The organism is Variovorax sp. GW823-FHT02B07 (assembly GCF_058797695.1).
Genome location: NZ_JBXAJX010000002.1, coordinates 822378 through 838198 on the forward strand (window position 1 = coordinate 822378; position 15821 = coordinate 838198).

At 69.0% G+C, this 15821-nt stretch carries 12 protein-coding genes; 4 read left to right on the forward strand and 8 right to left on the reverse strand.

Features of this window, described 5'->3' with window-relative positions:
• Positions 1 to 74: 74 nt before the first annotated feature.
• Positions 75 to 2462 carry a DNA polymerase II gene (locus AC1RGU_RS14995; protein ID WP_492696717.1) on the forward strand — a complete coding sequence of 796 codons (2388 nt, stop codon included), beginning with the start codon at positions 75 to 77 and terminating at the stop codon, positions 2460 to 2462.
• A 13-nt stretch (positions 2463 to 2475) separates the two neighbouring features.
• Here the strand turns inward: AC1RGU_RS14995 and AC1RGU_RS15000 are convergent, their stop codons facing one another.
• The 6 genes from AC1RGU_RS15000 to AC1RGU_RS15025 form a co-directional block, all read right to left on the reverse strand.
• The gene (locus tag AC1RGU_RS15000; RefSeq protein WP_492696718.1) at positions 2476 to 3039 is read right to left on the reverse strand and encodes a hypothetical protein; all 564 of its coding nucleotides are present in this window, start codon (positions 3037 to 3039) and stop codon (positions 2476 to 2478) included.
• A gap of 73 nt (positions 3040 to 3112) precedes the next feature.
• Positions 3113 to 5173: an elongation factor G gene (gene fusA / locus AC1RGU_RS15005; RefSeq protein ID WP_492696719.1), complete on the reverse strand. Its 2061-nt coding sequence runs from the start codon at positions 5171 to 5173 to the stop codon at positions 3113 to 3115.
• Positions 5174 to 5307: 134 nt separating this feature from the next.
• Positions 5308 to 5772: a hypothetical protein gene (locus AC1RGU_RS15010; RefSeq protein WP_492696720.1), complete on the reverse strand. Its 465-nt coding sequence runs from the start codon at positions 5770 to 5772 to the stop codon at positions 5308 to 5310.
• Positions 5773 to 6065: 293 nt separating this feature from the next.
• On the reverse strand, positions 6066 to 6275 hold the full coding sequence (locus tag AC1RGU_RS15015) for a hypothetical protein (protein ID WP_139702348.1): 210 nt from the start codon (positions 6273 to 6275) through the stop codon (positions 6066 to 6068).
• Positions 6276 to 6446: 171 nt separating this feature from the next.
• Positions 6447 to 7652 (reverse strand): porin, encoded by a 1206-nt coding sequence (locus AC1RGU_RS15020; RefSeq protein WP_492696721.1) that lies wholly within the window; start codon positions 7650 to 7652, stop codon positions 6447 to 6449.
• Positions 7653 to 7807: 155 nt separating this feature from the next.
• On the reverse strand, positions 7808 to 9385 hold the full coding sequence (locus tag AC1RGU_RS15025) for an amidohydrolase family protein (protein WP_492696722.1): 1578 nt from the start codon (positions 9383 to 9385) through the stop codon (positions 7808 to 7810).
• Between the two features lie 100 nt (positions 9386 to 9485).
• Here AC1RGU_RS15025 and AC1RGU_RS15030 point away from each other — a divergent pair, with 100 nt between their 5' ends.
• From AC1RGU_RS15030 to AC1RGU_RS15040, 3 genes are all read left to right on the forward strand, one after another.
• Positions 9486 to 10418: a LysR family transcriptional regulator gene (locus AC1RGU_RS15030; protein WP_492696723.1), complete on the forward strand. Its 933-nt coding sequence runs from the start codon at positions 9486 to 9488 to the stop codon at positions 10416 to 10418.
• 100 nt (positions 10419 to 10518) lie between these two features.
• The gene (locus AC1RGU_RS15035) at positions 10519 to 11937 is read left to right on the forward strand and encodes an amidohydrolase family protein (protein WP_492696724.1); all 1419 of its coding nucleotides are present in this window, start codon (positions 10519 to 10521) and stop codon (positions 11935 to 11937) included.
• Positions 11938 to 11972: 35 nt separating this feature from the next.
• Entirely contained in the window at positions 11973 to 12950 is a 978-nt protein-coding gene (locus AC1RGU_RS15040) for a Bug family tripartite tricarboxylate transporter substrate binding protein (protein ID WP_492696725.1), read from the forward strand.
• Between the two features lie 34 nt (positions 12951 to 12984).
• Here AC1RGU_RS15040 and AC1RGU_RS15045 read toward each other — a convergent pair whose 3' ends face one another.
• Both AC1RGU_RS15045 and AC1RGU_RS15050 read right to left on the reverse strand, forming a co-directional pair.
• Positions 12985 to 14760 (reverse strand): amidohydrolase, encoded by a 1776-nt coding sequence (locus AC1RGU_RS15045; protein WP_492696726.1) that lies wholly within the window; start codon positions 14758 to 14760, stop codon positions 12985 to 12987.
• Positions 14761 to 14769: 9 nt separating this feature from the next.
• Positions 14770 to 15792: a porin gene (locus AC1RGU_RS15050; protein ID WP_369629325.1), complete on the reverse strand. Its 1023-nt coding sequence runs from the start codon at positions 15790 to 15792 to the stop codon at positions 14770 to 14772.
• Positions 15793 to 15821: the final 29 nt, after the last annotated feature.

Below are 15821 nucleotides of genomic sequence, written 5' to 3' on the forward strand. Positions count from 1 at the left end.
GGCCGGGCCGGGCCGGGGGAGAATCCTCCGATTCCCCGTCCGCCTTCCCGCCCCACCCGAATCGCCCAGCGCCCGTGACCTCCACCGACCTCCAGGGCTTCATCCTCACGCGCCACTGGCGTGATGCACCGACCGGCACCGAGATCGAGTACTGGCTGGCCACCGAGGCAGGGCCGAGGAAAGTGGTGCTGACTTCCCGCAGCAGCGTCGCGTTCGTCGCCGCCCGGCACCGAGCGGCGGTGGAAGTCCACCTCGCGGCCATGCCGGGCGTGCAGTTGCGTGAGCTCGAGCTCCAGAGTTTCCAGCAGGAAGCCGTCCTCGGCGTCTATGCGACGCACTTTCGCCAGATCGGCCGGTTGGCGCGCGCCCTGCAGGCGCAGGGCATCCCCTTGCTCGAAGCCGATGTGCGCCCGCACGACCGCTACCTGATGGAGCGCTTTATCACCGCCGGCGTGCGGGTGGAAGGCGGGCGCGCCGAGGGCGCCACGCTCGTCGACTGCAAGCTCAGCCCAGCGCCTGAATTCCGGCCGGTACTCAAGGTCGTGTCGCTGGACATCGAGACGAGCCAGCATGAAGGGCTCTACTCCATTGCGCTGGACGGCACGCCGGAGCGCATCGTCTTCATGCTCGGCGAGCCGCCGCCCGAGCCGGGCGACCCCATGGATTTCTCGCTCGTCTACTGCCCGAGTCGCAAGGCGATGATCGAGCAGCTCAACGACTGGTTCGAGCGCAACGACCCCGACGTCCTCATCGGCTGGAACGTGGTCCAGTTCGACCTGCGCGTGCTGCAGAAGACCGCCAACGACTGCGGCGTGCCGCTGCTGCTGGGGCGGGAGCGCCGGCCCATCGAATGGCGCACGCACCCGGGCAAGCAGGGCTACCTGTTCGCGCCCACGCCGGGGCGGATCGTCCTCGATGGCATCGAGGCGCTCCGGGCCGCGGTGTGGAGCTTTCCGTCGTTCAGCCTCGAGAACGTCTCGCAGACGCTGCTGGGCGAAGGCAAGGCCATCGGCGACGAGTACGACAAGATGGCGGAGATCGAGCGGCGCTACCAGAACGACAAGCCCGCGCTCGCGCTGTACAACATCCGCGACTGCGAGCTGGTCCTGCGCATCTTCGAGAAGGCGAAGCTGCTGCAGTTCATGATGGAGCGCGCCCAGGTCACCGGCCTGCAGGCCGACCACTTCGGCGGCTCCATCGCCGCGTTCAGCCACCACTACCTGCCGCGGATGCACCGCCTGGGCTACGTGGCGCCGAACGTGGGCGAGATCGCGAGCAAGGCCTACCCGGGCGGCTACGTGATGGACTCGAAGCCGGGCTTCTACGACTCCGTCGTGGTGCTGGACTACAAGAGCCTCTACCCCTCGATCATCCGCACCTTCCTGGTCGATCCGGTGGGCTTGGTCGAAGGCTTGAACGCGAGCGATGCGACCGGGCTCATCCACGGACCGCAGGAGACCGTCTTCTCGCGCGACAGGCACTGCCTGCCGCAGATCGTGACCACGCTATGGCACGCGCGGGACGAAGCCAAGCGGGCGAAGAACGAGCCGCTGTCGCAGGCGCTGAAGCTGCTCATGAACTCCTTCGCCGGCGTGCTGGGCGCCTCCGAGTGCCGGTTCTTCAACCCGAAGCTGGTGTCCGCCGTGACCCTGCGCGGGCACGAGATGATGAAGCTCACGCGCGAGTTCGTGGAGCAGCGGGGCTACGAGGCGATCTATGGCGACACCGACTCGATCTTCATCTGGCTCCGGCGTACCCACACCAACGAGGAGGCGCACGCCGTCGCGGCCCGCCTCGCGGCCGACATCAACGAATGGTGGGCGCGCACGCTGCGCGAGGAGCAGGGCCTGGAGAGCTTTCTCGAGATCGAGGTCGACACGCACTACAAGAAGTTCTTCATGCCCACCATCCGCGGCTCGGAGGTGGGCAGCAAGAAGCGCTACGCCGGACTTAGCGTGGATGCCGCGGGCAAGGAGGAGATGGTGTACCGCGGCCTGGAGATGGCGCGCAGCGACTGGACCCCGCTGGCGCGCCAGTTCCAGGAGGGCCTGCTGTCGCGCATCTTCCAGGGCGAGCCCTATAAGGCGTTCGTGACCGACTATGCGAAGGCGACGCTGGCAGGCGCCAAGGACGACCTGCTCATCTACCGCAAGCGCCTGCGCCATCGGCTCGACGACTATCTGGTCAACGTGCCGCCGCAGGTGCGGGCCGCGCGCATCGCCGACGAGCACAACGCCCGGGTCGGTCGGACCCAGCAGTATCAGAAGGGCGGCTGGATCCAGTACGTCATGACCCGCAACGGGCCGGAGCCGTTGGAAACCCGCCATTCGCGCATCGACTACGAGCACTACCTCACCCGGCAATTGCAGCCGATCGCCGATGCCATTCTTCAGCCCATGGGAGAAAGCTTCGCGGCCTTGACGACGTCGCAGCGCGAGCTCTTCGAGCCAGGATCGCCGTGAAGCGACCGCAGGATCAGGTGCCGGGCCGCGGGTCCTTGTCGGTGATGGACAGGTCGACCGGCACCCGCGTCTCGTGCCGGATGTTTCCGGGCATCTCGAACACCACCGTGAGGTGCCCCTTGACGCGCTCAAAGGGCTTGTCCAGCTTCACGTAGAAGCCCCGCTGGCTGCTCAGGGCGTTGTCGTAGGTCCAGAGCGAGAAGTCCTGCAGCGACGGCGCGCCGCCGTCGTCCTTCAGGCGCAGCTTTTCGTTCTTCTCGTTGGTCAGCGCGTAGTCCTTGATCCGGTAGGTGGCAGCGTCGGCGATGTCGTCGTTCGTGTTGACGATGTGGCCGTTGCGCTTGTATTCGTCGACCTTGGCCTTGGGCAGCGGGTAGTAGGTCAGCACGTCGAACGCGCTCGCCGGCTTTTTCCTGATCAGGGTCTGGTCGGAATTGATGACCATCACGTGGGCACCGAGTTGCGCGAGCAGCGCCCGCGCCTGGTCCGGGGTGTACGGCTGGCGCGGTGCGGCGTGGGCCTGGGAGGCGGGCAGGGCGAACAGGGTGGACAGGACCAGCGGCAGCAGTTTCTTCATCGGGGAGCCCGTGCGGGATGAATGGCGGATGCCGGCCATTAGGCCATGGCAGCGTCATGCTCCCGGTGCACTCCTAGTCGTCGTCGCGCACCCGGTACTGCCCCATCAGCGTGCGCTGCACGGTCGGCGGCACGGCCTCGTAGTGCGACAACGCGATGGTGTAGCGCCCCTGGCCGCTGGTCATCGCATTGAGGCGTGACTGGTAGTTGGCCAGCTCGACCTCGGGCACCTGTCCGCCGATGGCCACCGTGCCGGCCCCCAGGCCCGACGTGCCGGTGACCAGGCCGCGCCGCGACGACAGGTCGCTCGTGACGTCGCCCACGGCATGCTCGGGCACGGCGATCTCGATCTGCACGATCGGCTCGAGCACGGCCGGTTGCGCCTCGCGGATCGCCGCCATGAAGGCCTTGCGGCCGGCGGTCGCGAAGGCGATGTCCTTGCTGTCCACGCTGTGGTGCTTGCCGTCGTAGACCACCACGCGCACGTCGACCACGGGGTAGCCGGCGATCGCGCCGTAGGCCAGCACCTCGCGCACGCCTTTCTCGACCGCGGGGATGAACTGGTTCGGAATGGCGCCGCCCCGGACTTCGTCCGCGAACTCGAAACCCGCGCCGCGCGCCAGCGGTTCGATGCGCAGGAAGACTTCGGCGAACTGGCCGGCGCCGCCGGTCTGCTTCTTGTGGCGGTGGTGGCCCTCGGCCGGCGCGGTCACGGTCTCGCGGTAGGCGATGCGCGGCGGCCGCGTCTGGACCTCGAAGCGGTACACCTCGCGCAGGCGCTCGAGCACGAGGCGCAGGTGCAGCTCGCCGAGGCCGTAGAGCACCGTCTCGTTGGTCGCGGCCACATGCTCGATGCGCAGGCACGGGTCTTCGGCCGCGAGCTTGCCGAGGATTTCCCAGGCGCGCTGCTCGTCGCCATGGCGCTTGGGCTCCACGGCCAGGCCGTACACCGGCACCGGGAACGGCAGCGGCGCGAGGTGCACATGGCTGTCTTCGGCCGCATCGTGCAGCACGGCATCGAAATGGATCTCGTCGACCTTGGCCACCGCCACGATGTCGCCCGGCACCGCGTGCGACACCTCGACGTGGTCCTTGCCCTGGAGCATGAACAGATGCCCGACCTTGAACGGCTTGCGGCCGTCGCCGATGTAGAGCTGGCTGTCGCGCGTGACCGTGCCCTGGTGCACGCGGAAGATGCCCATCTTGCCGACATAGGGGTCGATCGTGACCTTGAACACATGCGCCAGCACGTGCAGCGACGGGTCGGGCCGGGCCTGCATGGGCTGGGCCTGCGCGCCTTCGCCGACGAGGAACTCCGGCGGGTTGGCCTCGGTCGGGTCGGGCAGGAGCTTGACGATCACGTCCAGCAGCTCGGCCACGCCGGCGCCGCTGCGCGACGAGGTGAAGCACACCGGAATCAGATGACCTTCGCGCAGCGCCTGCTCGAGCGGCGCGTGCAGCTCCGACGGGTCGACGTCGCCTTCCTCGAGGTAGCGGTCGACGAAGGCCGCGTCGACCTCGACCACCTGTTCCACCAGCGCGCGGTGCGCCGCTTCGACGGGCCCGAAGTCGGAGCGTCCGAAGCGGTTGAAGAAGCAGTCGATCACCTGCCGGTTAACCCCGTCGGGCACGTTCAGCGGCAGGCATTCGCGGCCGAAGGTGGCCTGGATGTCGGCCAGCAGGCCCGACAGCGAGACGCCCTGCGAGTCGATCTTGTTGACGATGATCATGCGGGCGAGGTGGCGCGAGGCCGCGTAATCCATCATGCGCACCGCCATCGGCTCGATGCCGGTGGCGGCATTGATGACCACCGCCACCGTCTCGACCGCCTCCAGCGCCGGCAGGCTCTGGCCGAGAAAGTCGGGGCCGCCGGGCGTGTCGATGAGGTGGATGCGCGTGCCGGCGTGCGTGAGGTGCATCACCGAGGCGTTGAGCGAATGCAGCATGCGGCGCTCGAGCGGGTCGTGGTCGCTGACGGTGCTGCCGCGCTCGACGCTGCCGCACGCGCCGACGGCGCCCGCCTTGAACAACAGGGCCTCGGCCAGGGAGGTCTTGCCAGCGGCCGCCGGGCCCACCAGCGCCAGTGTTCGCACTGCTTCCATTTCGGCCGCGAGGCCGTTCGATCGGCTTGGCATGGCGGGACTCCTTTGCGCGTCCGCAAGGCCGGCCCGGCGGCCCGCAAGGGCTCGGGTGCTGCGCATCGACGCCGGGCCAGCGTACGGGATTGACCGTGCCGATGCAAGCCGGGGAGGGTGCGCCGGTCGGCCGCTCAGGGCTCCTGCGGCGCTGTGTCTTCGGATGGCGGCCGGTCGGCGGGCAGCCTGCCCAGCCGCGAGGAGGTCGCGCGCTCCGTGCGGATCTTGCGCAGCGTGTTCGTCAACGCCTGCGGGCTCGTGTTGAGCTGCCTCGCCGCCTTGGCCGGGCGCATGCCCTCGACCAGCACCAGCCGCGCGGCGGCGAGGGAGGGGGTGGCCTGCAGGTGCAGCAGCTCGGCCACCTGCCAGAACTCGGCCGAGGTGAAGGTGCCGAGGTCCGGCGGCAACGAGCGCGACGGGACGGCCTGGCGCTTCTCGAAAACGCAGTGAGGCGCCGGGTCCATCTGCCCGACCCGCGCGACCAAGGCCTCGAGGTAGGCCTGCGTGGCGGGGGTGTTGGAAACCCAGTTCGAATGGATGACCAGCTTCGTCCCGTCGTCGGGGAACGTGTGCTCCCAGCTGACCCTCAACTCCGTCATGGCTGGCTGCGGAACGAGCGCATCGTGAGGCGGCTCGTTTTCATGTGATTTTTTTGCATTCGTGCAGTATGTCGCGACAACTCGCGCATTCTTTTGTCGATGTCGCCAGTGTGACCGATGAAGATGGGTTTTATCCCGGGTTTTCGGTGTAGGCGAATGGAAAGATGGGCTGCCTCGCGGCGATGTGGCACGCGATGTCCAGCGGCCACCGGAGGCGAGCCAAGAAGGGCGCACGAACACGCGCCGCGCGCGGCCGGCGCGGCGAGGGCTGTCTTCCTTGCGGTCTGCCCGCCCTAGGCCGATGCGGCCGATGGCTGGGCGGATGCGGCCTGCGGTTGTTCCTGCGAGGTGCGAACCGGCGCGGGGGGACCGCAGTCGTCCGGCATCTTGCGCGAGGTGCCTCTCACGAGGTGGCGGGGCACGTGGTGTGTCTTGATGAAAAGCGCCAGCGCCTCGCTGCGCGCGGGCTCGGAGACCGGTAGAAACATGTGCAAAGCGCTCATGGTGTCGTTCCGTCGATGCCAGGCAGGAAGGCGGCGCACCCGCTTGTGCCGGGTGGCTGGCGACCCCTGGCATGGCCGCCCGGCGAGCATTATGAGCGTCTGGATCAACCCCGTTGGCGCTGATGTCTTAGGGCGCTCGCGGTGCCGGTTCCGAGGCGCCCCGATCCCCCGCTAGAAGGCGTGGCGAATGCCGAAGTCGTAGCCGGTGGAGGTCTTCGGCGTGAGCCCCGCGGTCTGCACGAAAGCCGGCCCGCCGGTGGTGAGCGCCGCGCCGTTCTTGTTGCGCACATGGCCCACGGTCGCGTACAGCGCGGTGCGCTTGGACAGGTTGTGCACGTAGCCCAGTGCCAGCTTGCCGGCCTTCGGGTTCTTTGCTGCGCCGAACGGTGCGCCGGTGTTGTCCTGGTCGTAGGTGACGTGCGAGTACGCGGCGCGGATCAGCCCGGCGCCGACGGGCACGGTGACGCCGACGACGTAGCCCTCGAGGTCGACCTTGCGCAGGCCGCCGCCGAGCGCGGGCTGCGCCAGGTCGCGCGCGTGCCGCGAGCGCGACCACTCGCCGAAGAGCTTGACGCTGCCGAAGTGGTACGAGGCGCCGAGGTTCATCGTCTTCACCGAGTCGGTGCTGCCTGCGTAGTAGTTGTCGGCGACCGTGCTGTCGCCATAGGCCACGGCCAGTTGCAACGGTCCGCTCGCGTAACCCAGGCGCCCGCCGATGTAGCGGCCTGCGCGAGAAGGCGCGACCGCACCGGGGTTGCGCGCGCCGGTGACGGGGTTCACGCCCGGTGGCGTCGCGGTGCCGGGGGCGTAGCTGTCGCGCTCGTGCAGTGCGTACTGCAGCTGCCCGTGAAAGCCACCGAGGTTCGGCGGCAGGAAGTAGCCGATGGAATTGCTCGCCCGCACGTAGTTCGCGTTGCCCGCGAAGGCCGTGTTGGCCGCGAGGATCAGGTTGCCGCCGGCGCCGTTGGTGTTGATCGGGTCGAACAGGGTGTCGTTCCAGAAGGTCGGCGTGAAGTCGCGGCCCAGGCGGATCTCGCCGAAGCCGCCCGAGAGGCTCACGGTCGAGCGGCGCGAGAAGTTCGCGATGCCCATGGCGCCGTCGTCGTTGGTGATCGGGGCCTCGAGCCAGAAGCTGGCGGCCAGGCCGCCGCCGAGGTCTTCGGTGCCGCGAAAGCCCAGGCGGCTGGTGTTGTAGCCCGAGTGGCCGAGGGCGGCGCGGCGCACGGTGACGGCGGGCGTGAGGCCGCGCGGGTCTTCCGAGCGGTTCGAATAACTGCTGACCATCGCATCGATCACGCCGAAGACGGTGACCGAGGATTGGGCCGAAGCGGCACCGGCCAGGGAGACGGCAGCCAGTGCAATCAGGGATTTGTTCATCGCGTGGAATCCAGAAAGTGGGAAGGCGCAGGACGAGCGGCGCCACGACAGCCCGGGAGCGGGCTGCACGGAGGTGTTGAGTGAGCGGAGATGACGAGGGCGCGCGCGACGAGGGCATCGCGGCGCTTGCAGGCCGAGCAGGCCGGCGCTGTGCGCTAGGTCGTGAAGGTGATGCTGGCCTGCTGCGGCCCGATGCGCTGCTGCGCCGCCACCTGCTGGGCCTTGAGCTTCGCCCAGTCGACGCCGAGCATCTTCCCGTGCCGCTTGCGCGCGGTGCCGGCGACCCACACGCTGTCGATGTCGGCCTGCGATGCGAAGTTCATCACCCGGTCGGCCAGGCTGCCCAGCATGGCGAAGCCGATGCGGTCGGTGCGCAGCAGCACCAGGTCGGCGCGCTTGCCGACCGTGAGGCTGCCCGTGACATCGCCCAGCCGCACGGCTTTGGCGCCGAGCGCGGTGGCGAAGTCGAGCGTGTCTTCCGACTTGTAGTCGCGCACGATCTCGCGGCCTTCCGGCTCGAGAAAGAGGCTGAGGAACGCGCAGCGCACGTGCTCGAAGTAGTCCTGCTGCAGCACCGAGTTCACGTCGATGCCGATGCCGGTGGCCACGCCGGCGTGGCGCGCGCGGCCGTGCGCGGAGGCCATGAGGTGCGGCGTCATCATGTAGGGGAACTCGCCGACCACCGTGGCGCAGAGCATGCCGCCGGTGTCGCGCAGCATCTTGAGCTCATCGTCGGTGAGACGGTTGCCGTGCGAGGCGTGGTAGTCGGGCCCGAGCAGGCCCGCCTCGTGCAGGTCGACGATGCCGGAGCCGCGGTGGCCGATGGTGCCGGCGGGCTGCGGCTGCGCCGTCTTGTGCACGTGCGCGGCAATCATCTTCACGCCGGTGGCGCGGGCGCGCTCCCATTCCTTGCGCACCTCGGCCACGGGGCGGCCGGTGGCGTTCGAGGGCGCCAGGCCCAGTTGCAGCAGGCCGTTGCTGTCGGAGAACAGCTCCTTCTGCAGCCGCTCGACGGTCTTCCAGTTGGTTTCGGTGGTCGTGTTGAGGTCGGCATGCACGCGCGCCGTCGAGATCGTCGAGCCCGGCCCGAAGGCGGTTGCGCGCCCGAGCTGGAAGGTGAACCAGCCAGCCACGCCCGAGTCCTTGACGCCGCGCGCGGCGGCCAGCGCTTTTTCTTCGGTGGGCTGGCCGTGCGCGTAGTCGAGCACGGTGGTCACGCCCGCGTCGATGGCCTGCAGGCCGCCGATCAGTTCCGCAAGGTAGTTGTCCTCGGGCGTCATGCAGGCCATGGTGCGCCGCTGCCAGCCGATGTAGCCCTTGGCGTAGGCATTGGGTTCGGCCTTGACGATGCGCCCTGCATCCAGGCCATGCCACATGTGGCGGTGGCCGTCGATCATGCCGGGCATCAGGATCATGCCGCGCGCCTCGATCACCTCGGCATCGCCGGCGGGCAGGCGCTTGCCGATGGCGGCGATCTTGCCGTTCTCGACCAGCACGTCGGTCGCCTGCAGCTCCTTGTTCAGCGGGTCCATCGTGAGCAGGTCGGCGCCGCGGATCAGCGTACGTCGCGCGGGGCCGCGTGGCGACGCAGCGGGCTTCGGCGTTTGCGCCATCGCCTGCGGCGCAAAGGCCGCTGCGGCGGCAGCGCCGGCCGACAGTCCGAGGAAAGCCTTGCGGGTCAATCCGGCCGGTGGCGCCGAGCCCGAGGGCGGGGCGATCTTGGGTGGGGTCATGTCTCGTTCCGTGGTTGTAAGAGTCCGAGGATGTTGACATTTTCATTTTTGACAATAAACATCGCCCGAAGAAAAAACTGTTTTCCTGAGAGGAAAGAATATGGACCGCCTCACGGCCATGTGTGTGTTCCGCAAGGTGGTCGAGCGCGGCAGTTTCACGGTCGCCGCCGAGCAGATGCGCATGTCCAACGCCTCGGTGAGCAAGTACGTGGCGGCGCTCGAAAACCACATCGGCACGCCGCTCTTGGCGCGCACCACGCGGCGCATCAACCTCACCGACGCCGGGCGCAGCTACTACGACAAGTGCGTGCGCATCCTCGACGACGTGGAAGAGGCCGAGAAGTCCGCCGGCCAGCTGCAGACCACGCCGCGCGGGCTGCTGAAAGTGCGCGCGCCGGTGTCGCTCGGCACGGCGCACCTGGGCCGCACGGTGGCGGATTTCCTGGCCGGCTTCCCCGAGGTGACGATCGACATGACGCTCAACGACCGCTTCGTCGATCCGGCGGAGGAGGGCGTCGATGTGGCGCTGTTCATCGCCGACCACGTGAAGGACGCGACCGGTGCCACCCGCGCCATCGCGAAGATGCCGCGCATGCTGGTCGCTGCGCCGGCCTACCTGGAGGCACGCGGCGCGCCCGATACGTTGGCGGACCTCGTGCGTCACAACTGCCTGGTCTACACGCGCGGCCAGACGCCCGACGAGTGGCGCTTCACCGAGGCCGGCAGCGAACGCATGGTGCGCGTGGGCGGCAACTGCCGCTGCAACAACAGCCTGGTGCTGCGCGAGGCGCTGCTGGCCGGCGCGGGCATCGGCCTGTTGCCCGCGTTCCTCGTGACGGGCCATCTCGCCGACGGCAACCTGCACACCGTGCTGCCCGGCGTGATGCCCGAACCGCGCACGCTGTTCGCTGTGTTCCCGCAGCCGCGCCGGCCCTCGCCGAAGGTGCGCGAGTTCGTGAACTTCGTGGCGCGCAGCTTTGCGGCCGACAGCCAGTGGCAGCTCGAAGCCGAAGACGCGGCGGCAGCGGCCTAGATTTTTTCCTGCCAAGAAATCATTTCTTTCTTTGGACGCCGTTTATTGATCGAAACGAAATCGTCAACATCCTCGGACCCTTTGAAACCCCGAGTGAGACATGACGCACACCCTGATCAAGAACGCCAGCATCCTGACGCGAGACCCCAAGCTCGGAGACCTGCACGGCAGTGACCTGCTGATCGACGGCGATCGCATCGCCGCCGTCGGCCCGAACCTGCAGGCGCCACCCGACGCCGAGGTCATCGATGCGAAAGGCATGGTGCTCATGCCGGGCCTGATCGACGGCCACCGCCACGTCTGGGAAATCATCGACATGGGCCGTCTGGTCAAGACGCGCCCGGCCGAGTACGCGCCGTACTACCAGCAGTGGAAGATGCGCACCATCGTCTCGATGACGCCCGAGGACAACTACCTCGCGGAACTGATCGGCGGCCTGCAGGCCATCGACTCCGGCGTGACCACCGTGCTCGACTACGCGCACGGCCAGCCCAGCGAAGACCGAGCCATGGCCGCCGCGCAGGGCCTGCGCGACTCCGGCATTGCCGGCTGGTTCGCGTTCCAGCTCGGCGTGTCGTCTTCGTACAAGCCGGGCGATACCGTGTCGCTGGCCAAGGCCGACGGCGAGCGCATCGCCATGACCAACGAGTCGCACTGGAAGACCGCCGAGCGGCTGCAGAAGGAGCTGTTCTCCGACAGCACGGCGCTGCTGCAGCTCGGCCTGGCACCCAGTGGCAACAACGGCAGCCGCATCGAGGACATCCGCAAGGAATGGACGCGTGCGCGCGGCATGGGCGTGAAGATGCTCGCGGCCCACATCCACAAGCCCGAGCAGCCGCACGCCCCGGGCGTGATGGGCCACCGCGATTCGGGCATGCCCGACCTGCACGAAGCCGGCCTGCTCGGCCCCGACTACCAGGCCACCCACGCCAACCGGCTCACGTCGGACGAGCTGAAGATGCTGCGCGACACCGGCGGCATGATCTGCGCGACCGCGATGGGGGAGTTCCCGTACGTGATGTCGCCGAGCAAGGGCCCGTCGGTGCACGGGCGTGCGCGCGCGGCCGGCGTGCCCACGGGCATGGGCATCGACATCTCGCTGGCGCTCACGGGCGATTACTTCGAGCACATCCGCGCCACGTTCTGGAGCCTGTACCTCGACCCCGAGTGCCGCGGGTACGTCGGCCGGTATACGTCGGAAGACATTCTGGACTTCGCCACCTCGATGGGCGCGCAGGCCGTGCGACTGGGCGGCGTGACGGGCACCATCACCGTCGGCAAGCGCGCCGACCTCGTGCTGCTGAGCACCGACCGCATCGGCTTCGGCATGGCCGGCAGCCTGGCGGACCGCGTCGTCACCTTCGCGGGCACGCCCGATGTCGACAGCGTGTGGATCGCCGGCAAGGCGCGCAAGCGGCACGGCAAGATGCTCGGTGTCGATTGGGCGAACCTCAAGGCCCGGCTGGTGCAAGCGCAAGAGCGCGTGGGGGCCCAGGCCGCCAGCATCAGGTTCGTCTGAGGCATTGCCGCACGCCCGCCTTCGCAGACCCCATCATGAAAAAAATACTGAGACTCTTCGCGTTCGCCGCGCTGCAACTTGGCGCCGTGGCTTCGCATGCGCAGGCCACCGACACCTGGCCGAACCGGCCGGTGCGCATCGTGCACGGCTTCGCGCCCGGCGGTCCCATCGACCACCTGGCGCGCCTGCTGGCCGCGCAGTTCCACGAGCACTTCAAGCAGTCGGCCATCGTCGAGGCGAAGCCGGGCGCGGGCGGCACGATGGCCGCGCGCTACGTGGCGCGCAGTGCACCCGACGGCTACACGCTCTTTCTCATGGCCTCCGGCCATGCGGCGGCGCCCAGCCTGTACGGCGCGCTGCCGTACGACGCGGTGAACGACTTCACCATGATCTCCATGGTGGCGCAGAGCCCGTTCGCGATCATCGCGAACCCCAACGCCAAGTTCGCGACGGTGCAGGAACTGATGAAGAAGGCCAAGGCCGCGCCCGGCACCATCGACTACGGCTCGGGCGGCAATGGCAGCGGCATGCACCTGGCCGCGGCGCTGCTGCAGTCGCGGGCGGGCGTGCGCTTCAACCACGTGCCCTACCGTGGCGGCAGCGCCACCGCGCTGGCGGTCGTGAGCGGCGAGGTGCCGATCATCGTCACGTCGATGGCCGGCATGAGCGCCTACATCGACAGCGGCAAGGTCAGGCCGCTGGCCGTGACCTCGCGCCAGCGTTTCGCGCTGTACCCCGACGTGCCGACGATCGCCGAAACCGTGCTGCCCGATTTCGACGTGACCGCCTGGTACGCACTGGGCGCGCCGAAGAACCTGCCGCCGGCCATCGTCGCGAAGCTCGCCGAGATGGTGCGCGTCACGCTCAAGCGCCCCGAGGTGGCCGAAGGCCTGCGGCTGCAGGCAGCCGATGCGTGGTCCACCACGCCGGCCGAGGCGCAGGCCTTCGTCGCGAAGGAAGTGACGCGCTGGACCCAGGTGGTCCGCGACGAGAAGATCTCGGCGCAGAACTGAGGCGCGGCCGGCCATGCGCTCCGAGGGCAACCGGTCAATGGCGAGCTGGAACGCCTTCGGCTTCGTCGCCGTGGTCGTGCGCGTGGCCGATGGCCTTCAGCACGCGCGCATCGGTGCGCGGCGGCAAGGCGGCACCGTGGCGCGGCGCCACGTGCACGGGCTTGCCGTCGACGAAGGTCAGCACGGAGCGGATCTTGTGGATGTCGTCGGGCGCCACGGTGAGGAAGGGCGCGTCGAGCACCGCGAAGTCCGCGAGCTTGCCGGCCGTCAACGAACCGCGATGCGGCTCGCTGAAGGTGAGCCACGCGGCGTTGGCCGTGTACAGCCGCAAGGCTTCCTCGCGCGTGAGCAGGTGGTCGGCGCGGCGCTGCACGGCACCGCCGACGGCGCGGCCCGTCACGTGGTACTCGATGGCGCGCCACACGTTGATCACGCCGACGCGCGTGGAGTCGGTGCCGCCGGCCACCATCAGGCCCTTTTGCAGCGCCAGGCGCGTGGGCGGCGATGCCTGCGCAGCCTCGGCGCCGTGGGCTTCCTGGATTGCCGGCGCCTCGAAGTACGGACCCATCTGCACCGTGTACGCCATGCCCAGCTTGCGCATGCGTTCGAAGGTCGGTTCGGAGCCCGTGTTGATGTGCGTGATGGCCCATCGCAGGTCCTTGAAGGGACGCGTCTGCGCGACCTTCTCGAGCACATCGAGGATGGCCTTCGCGCCGTCTTCGGTGTAGGCGTGGATCTCCAGCGGATAGCGGCGCTCTGCCGCGAACAGCGCGGCCCGGGCCAGCTCGTCGCGCGCCGACTGCGGCGGGTTGAAGCCCGCGCTCATGCGCACGCCATCGTTCATGCCGAAGGCCAGCACTTCGCCCACGCCGAGAAAGCGCAGCATGTCGTCGCCGAACAGCGGCGGCAGGTAGGCCAGGCTGGTCTGGAACCAGGCGGTTTCGTTGCCGGGCGCCAGGGCCGAGGCGCGGTAGGCGACGCGCACGGTCAGCGCCTTGTCGCGCCACAGCGTGAACAGCGGGCCGTAGATGGCGTGGTCGCCCGCGGCCGGATCGACGACGCCGGTCACGCCCAGGCGGTTGAGCTCGCTGAAGAAGGCCTGCAGGCTGGCGCGGTTCTCGGCTTCGGGGCGCGCGCTGATGCGTGCGAACAGCGCGGAGAAGGGCCCGATGCCGCCGAACAGCTTGCCGGTGGCACGGCCTTGCGCATCGCGCTCCACCGTGATGCCGGGCGGCAACGCGGCGCCGGTGTCCAGCCCCAGCACGTCGATCGCCTGGTTGTTGACGACGGCGTAGTCGTACAGGTACTGCACGTAGGCCGGGTTGTGGGGCAGTGCGGTGCTCAGGTCCTGCGGCGTCGGCGCGCGCTGCTCGGCGAACTGCGCCGGATGCCACGCGCCCATCACCGCGACCCATCGGCCGGGCCCGCGCTTCGCAGCCTCTTGCGCGAGCTGGTCGAGCGCGCCAGACAGCGTGGTCTGTTCGTACCAGTAGCTCTCGAAGGTGAAACCCTGGCCGCCGCGGATGGCGTGGATGTGCGCATCGATGAGGCCAGGGATCACCGTCTTGCCGCCCAGGTCGATGACGCGGGTGTGCGCGGTGCGCAGTTTGCGGATGGCGGTGTTCGAGCCCACCGCGATGATGCGGTTGCCGCGCACCGCGAGCGCCTGCGCGCGGGGCTTCGCCGGGTCCATCGTGAGGAGCTCGCCGTTGAGCAGCAGCGTGTCGGCCGCCTGCGCCACGGGCAGCCACAGCAGCGCGAGCGCCGCCACGGCGGCCGCGACGAGCCGTTGTCGTATCGGTCGTTTCATGGGCTGCGTTCAGAAGGCGTGGTTCACGCCGAGCTGAATGCCCGACGAGCGCTGGCCCGGCACACCGGCCGGCGACGAATCGGCCACCACATAGGCGGCATTGCCGCGGTTGCTGATGCGCGAGTAGGCGCTGTACAGCGTCGTGCGCTTGCTCAGGTGGTGCGCGTAGCCGATGGCGAACTGGCGCGCGGTGCCGTCGGTCTCGAGGCCCGGGCCGGAGCGCTCGGAGCGCGCGAACGACACGCGGATCTGCCCCGCGCCGACGGGAACCGATGCGCCGATCAGCGCGTTCGTCTGCCGCTCGCGTCCCAGCCGATGGCGCAGGTAGTTGGCATAGGCCTTGACGACGCCGAAGTCGTAGCTGCCGCCGACGGTCACCGTGCGGTAGTCGTCGACGCCGATGGCGGTCTGGCCGTAAGCGGCGGCCACGTTGAGCGGGCCCGACTCGTAGCCCAGCCGCCCGCCGCGGTAGCCGGCGCCCTGCGTGCCTTCAGCCGCTGCGAACATGAACTGCCCGTACAGGCCGCCGAGGCCGCGCGGCAGAAAGTAGCCGGCCGAGTTGCTGGCGCGAGCCTGCGTGCGGGCGCGGCCCAGGCCGAGCGGCCAGCCTTCGACGATGTTGCTGCTGCCTCCCACGCCGACCGTGCCGAACGGCGAGAAGCTCGACACGTTCCAGAACGTGGGCGTGTAGTCGCGGCCCAGGCGCAGCTCGCCGAGGTCCTTGCTCATCAGGCTCACGGTGGAGCGCCGGCCGAAGCCGCCCTGCGTCTCGCCGGTGTCGGGCAGCACGGCGGTCTCGAGCCAGAAGCCGGCCGCGAGTCCGCCGCCCAGGTCTTCCACGCCCCGAAAGCCCAGGCGGCTGGGCAGCAGGTAGCCGCCCTGGTCCATGGCCTTGGTCGAGGCGTTGCCTGCCTTCGAGTAGGTGAAGTTCAGGTCGATGCTGCCGAACACCGTGACGGACGATTGGCCGTGCGCGGCGCCGAGCGCGCCCGTGGCCGCGAGGGCAAGCAGAAGTTTGTGTGGTTGTCTCATGTTTTTCTTTCGAAGCGCAGCGGTCGAGG

What these genes read in the sequence shown, in the direction of transcription:
- AC1RGU_RS15020 (WP_492696721.1), bottom strand. Translation starts at nt 7,652, where the DNA reads ATGAACAAATCCCTGATTGCACTGGCTGCCGTCTCCCTGGCCGGTGCC.
- fusA (WP_492696719.1), bottom strand. Translation starts at nt 5,173, where the DNA reads ATGCCAAGCCGATCGAACGGCCTCGCGGCCGAAATGGAAGCAGTGCGA.
- AC1RGU_RS15030 (WP_492696723.1), top strand. Translation starts at nt 9,486, where the DNA reads ATGGACCGCCTCACGGCCATGTGTGTGTTCCGCAAGGTGGTCGAGCGC.
- AC1RGU_RS15045 (WP_492696726.1), bottom strand. Translation starts at nt 14,760, where the DNA reads ATGAAACGACCGATACGACAACGGCTCGTCGCGGCCGCCGTGGCGGCG.
- AC1RGU_RS15035 (WP_492696724.1), top strand. Translation starts at nt 10,519, where the DNA reads ATGACGCACACCCTGATCAAGAACGCCAGCATCCTGACGCGAGACCCC.
- AC1RGU_RS15025 (WP_492696722.1), bottom strand. Translation starts at nt 9,385, where the DNA reads ATGACCCCACCCAAGATCGCCCCGCCCTCGGGCTCGGCGCCACCGGCC.
- AC1RGU_RS15000 (WP_492696718.1), bottom strand. Translation starts at nt 3,039, where the DNA reads ATGAAGAAACTGCTGCCGCTGGTCCTGTCCACCCTGTTCGCCCTGCCC.
- AC1RGU_RS15015 (WP_139702348.1), bottom strand. Translation starts at nt 6,275, where the DNA reads ATGAGCGCTTTGCACATGTTTCTACCGGTCTCCGAGCCCGCGCGCAGC.
- AC1RGU_RS15010 (WP_492696720.1), bottom strand. Translation starts at nt 5,772, where the DNA reads ATGACGGAGTTGAGGGTCAGCTGGGAGCACACGTTCCCCGACGACGGG.
- AC1RGU_RS15050 (WP_369629325.1), bottom strand. Translation starts at nt 15,792, where the DNA reads ATGAGACAACCACACAAACTTCTGCTTGCCCTCGCGGCCACGGGCGCG.
- AC1RGU_RS15040 (WP_492696725.1), top strand. Translation starts at nt 11,973, where the DNA reads ATGAAAAAAATACTGAGACTCTTCGCGTTCGCCGCGCTGCAACTTGGC.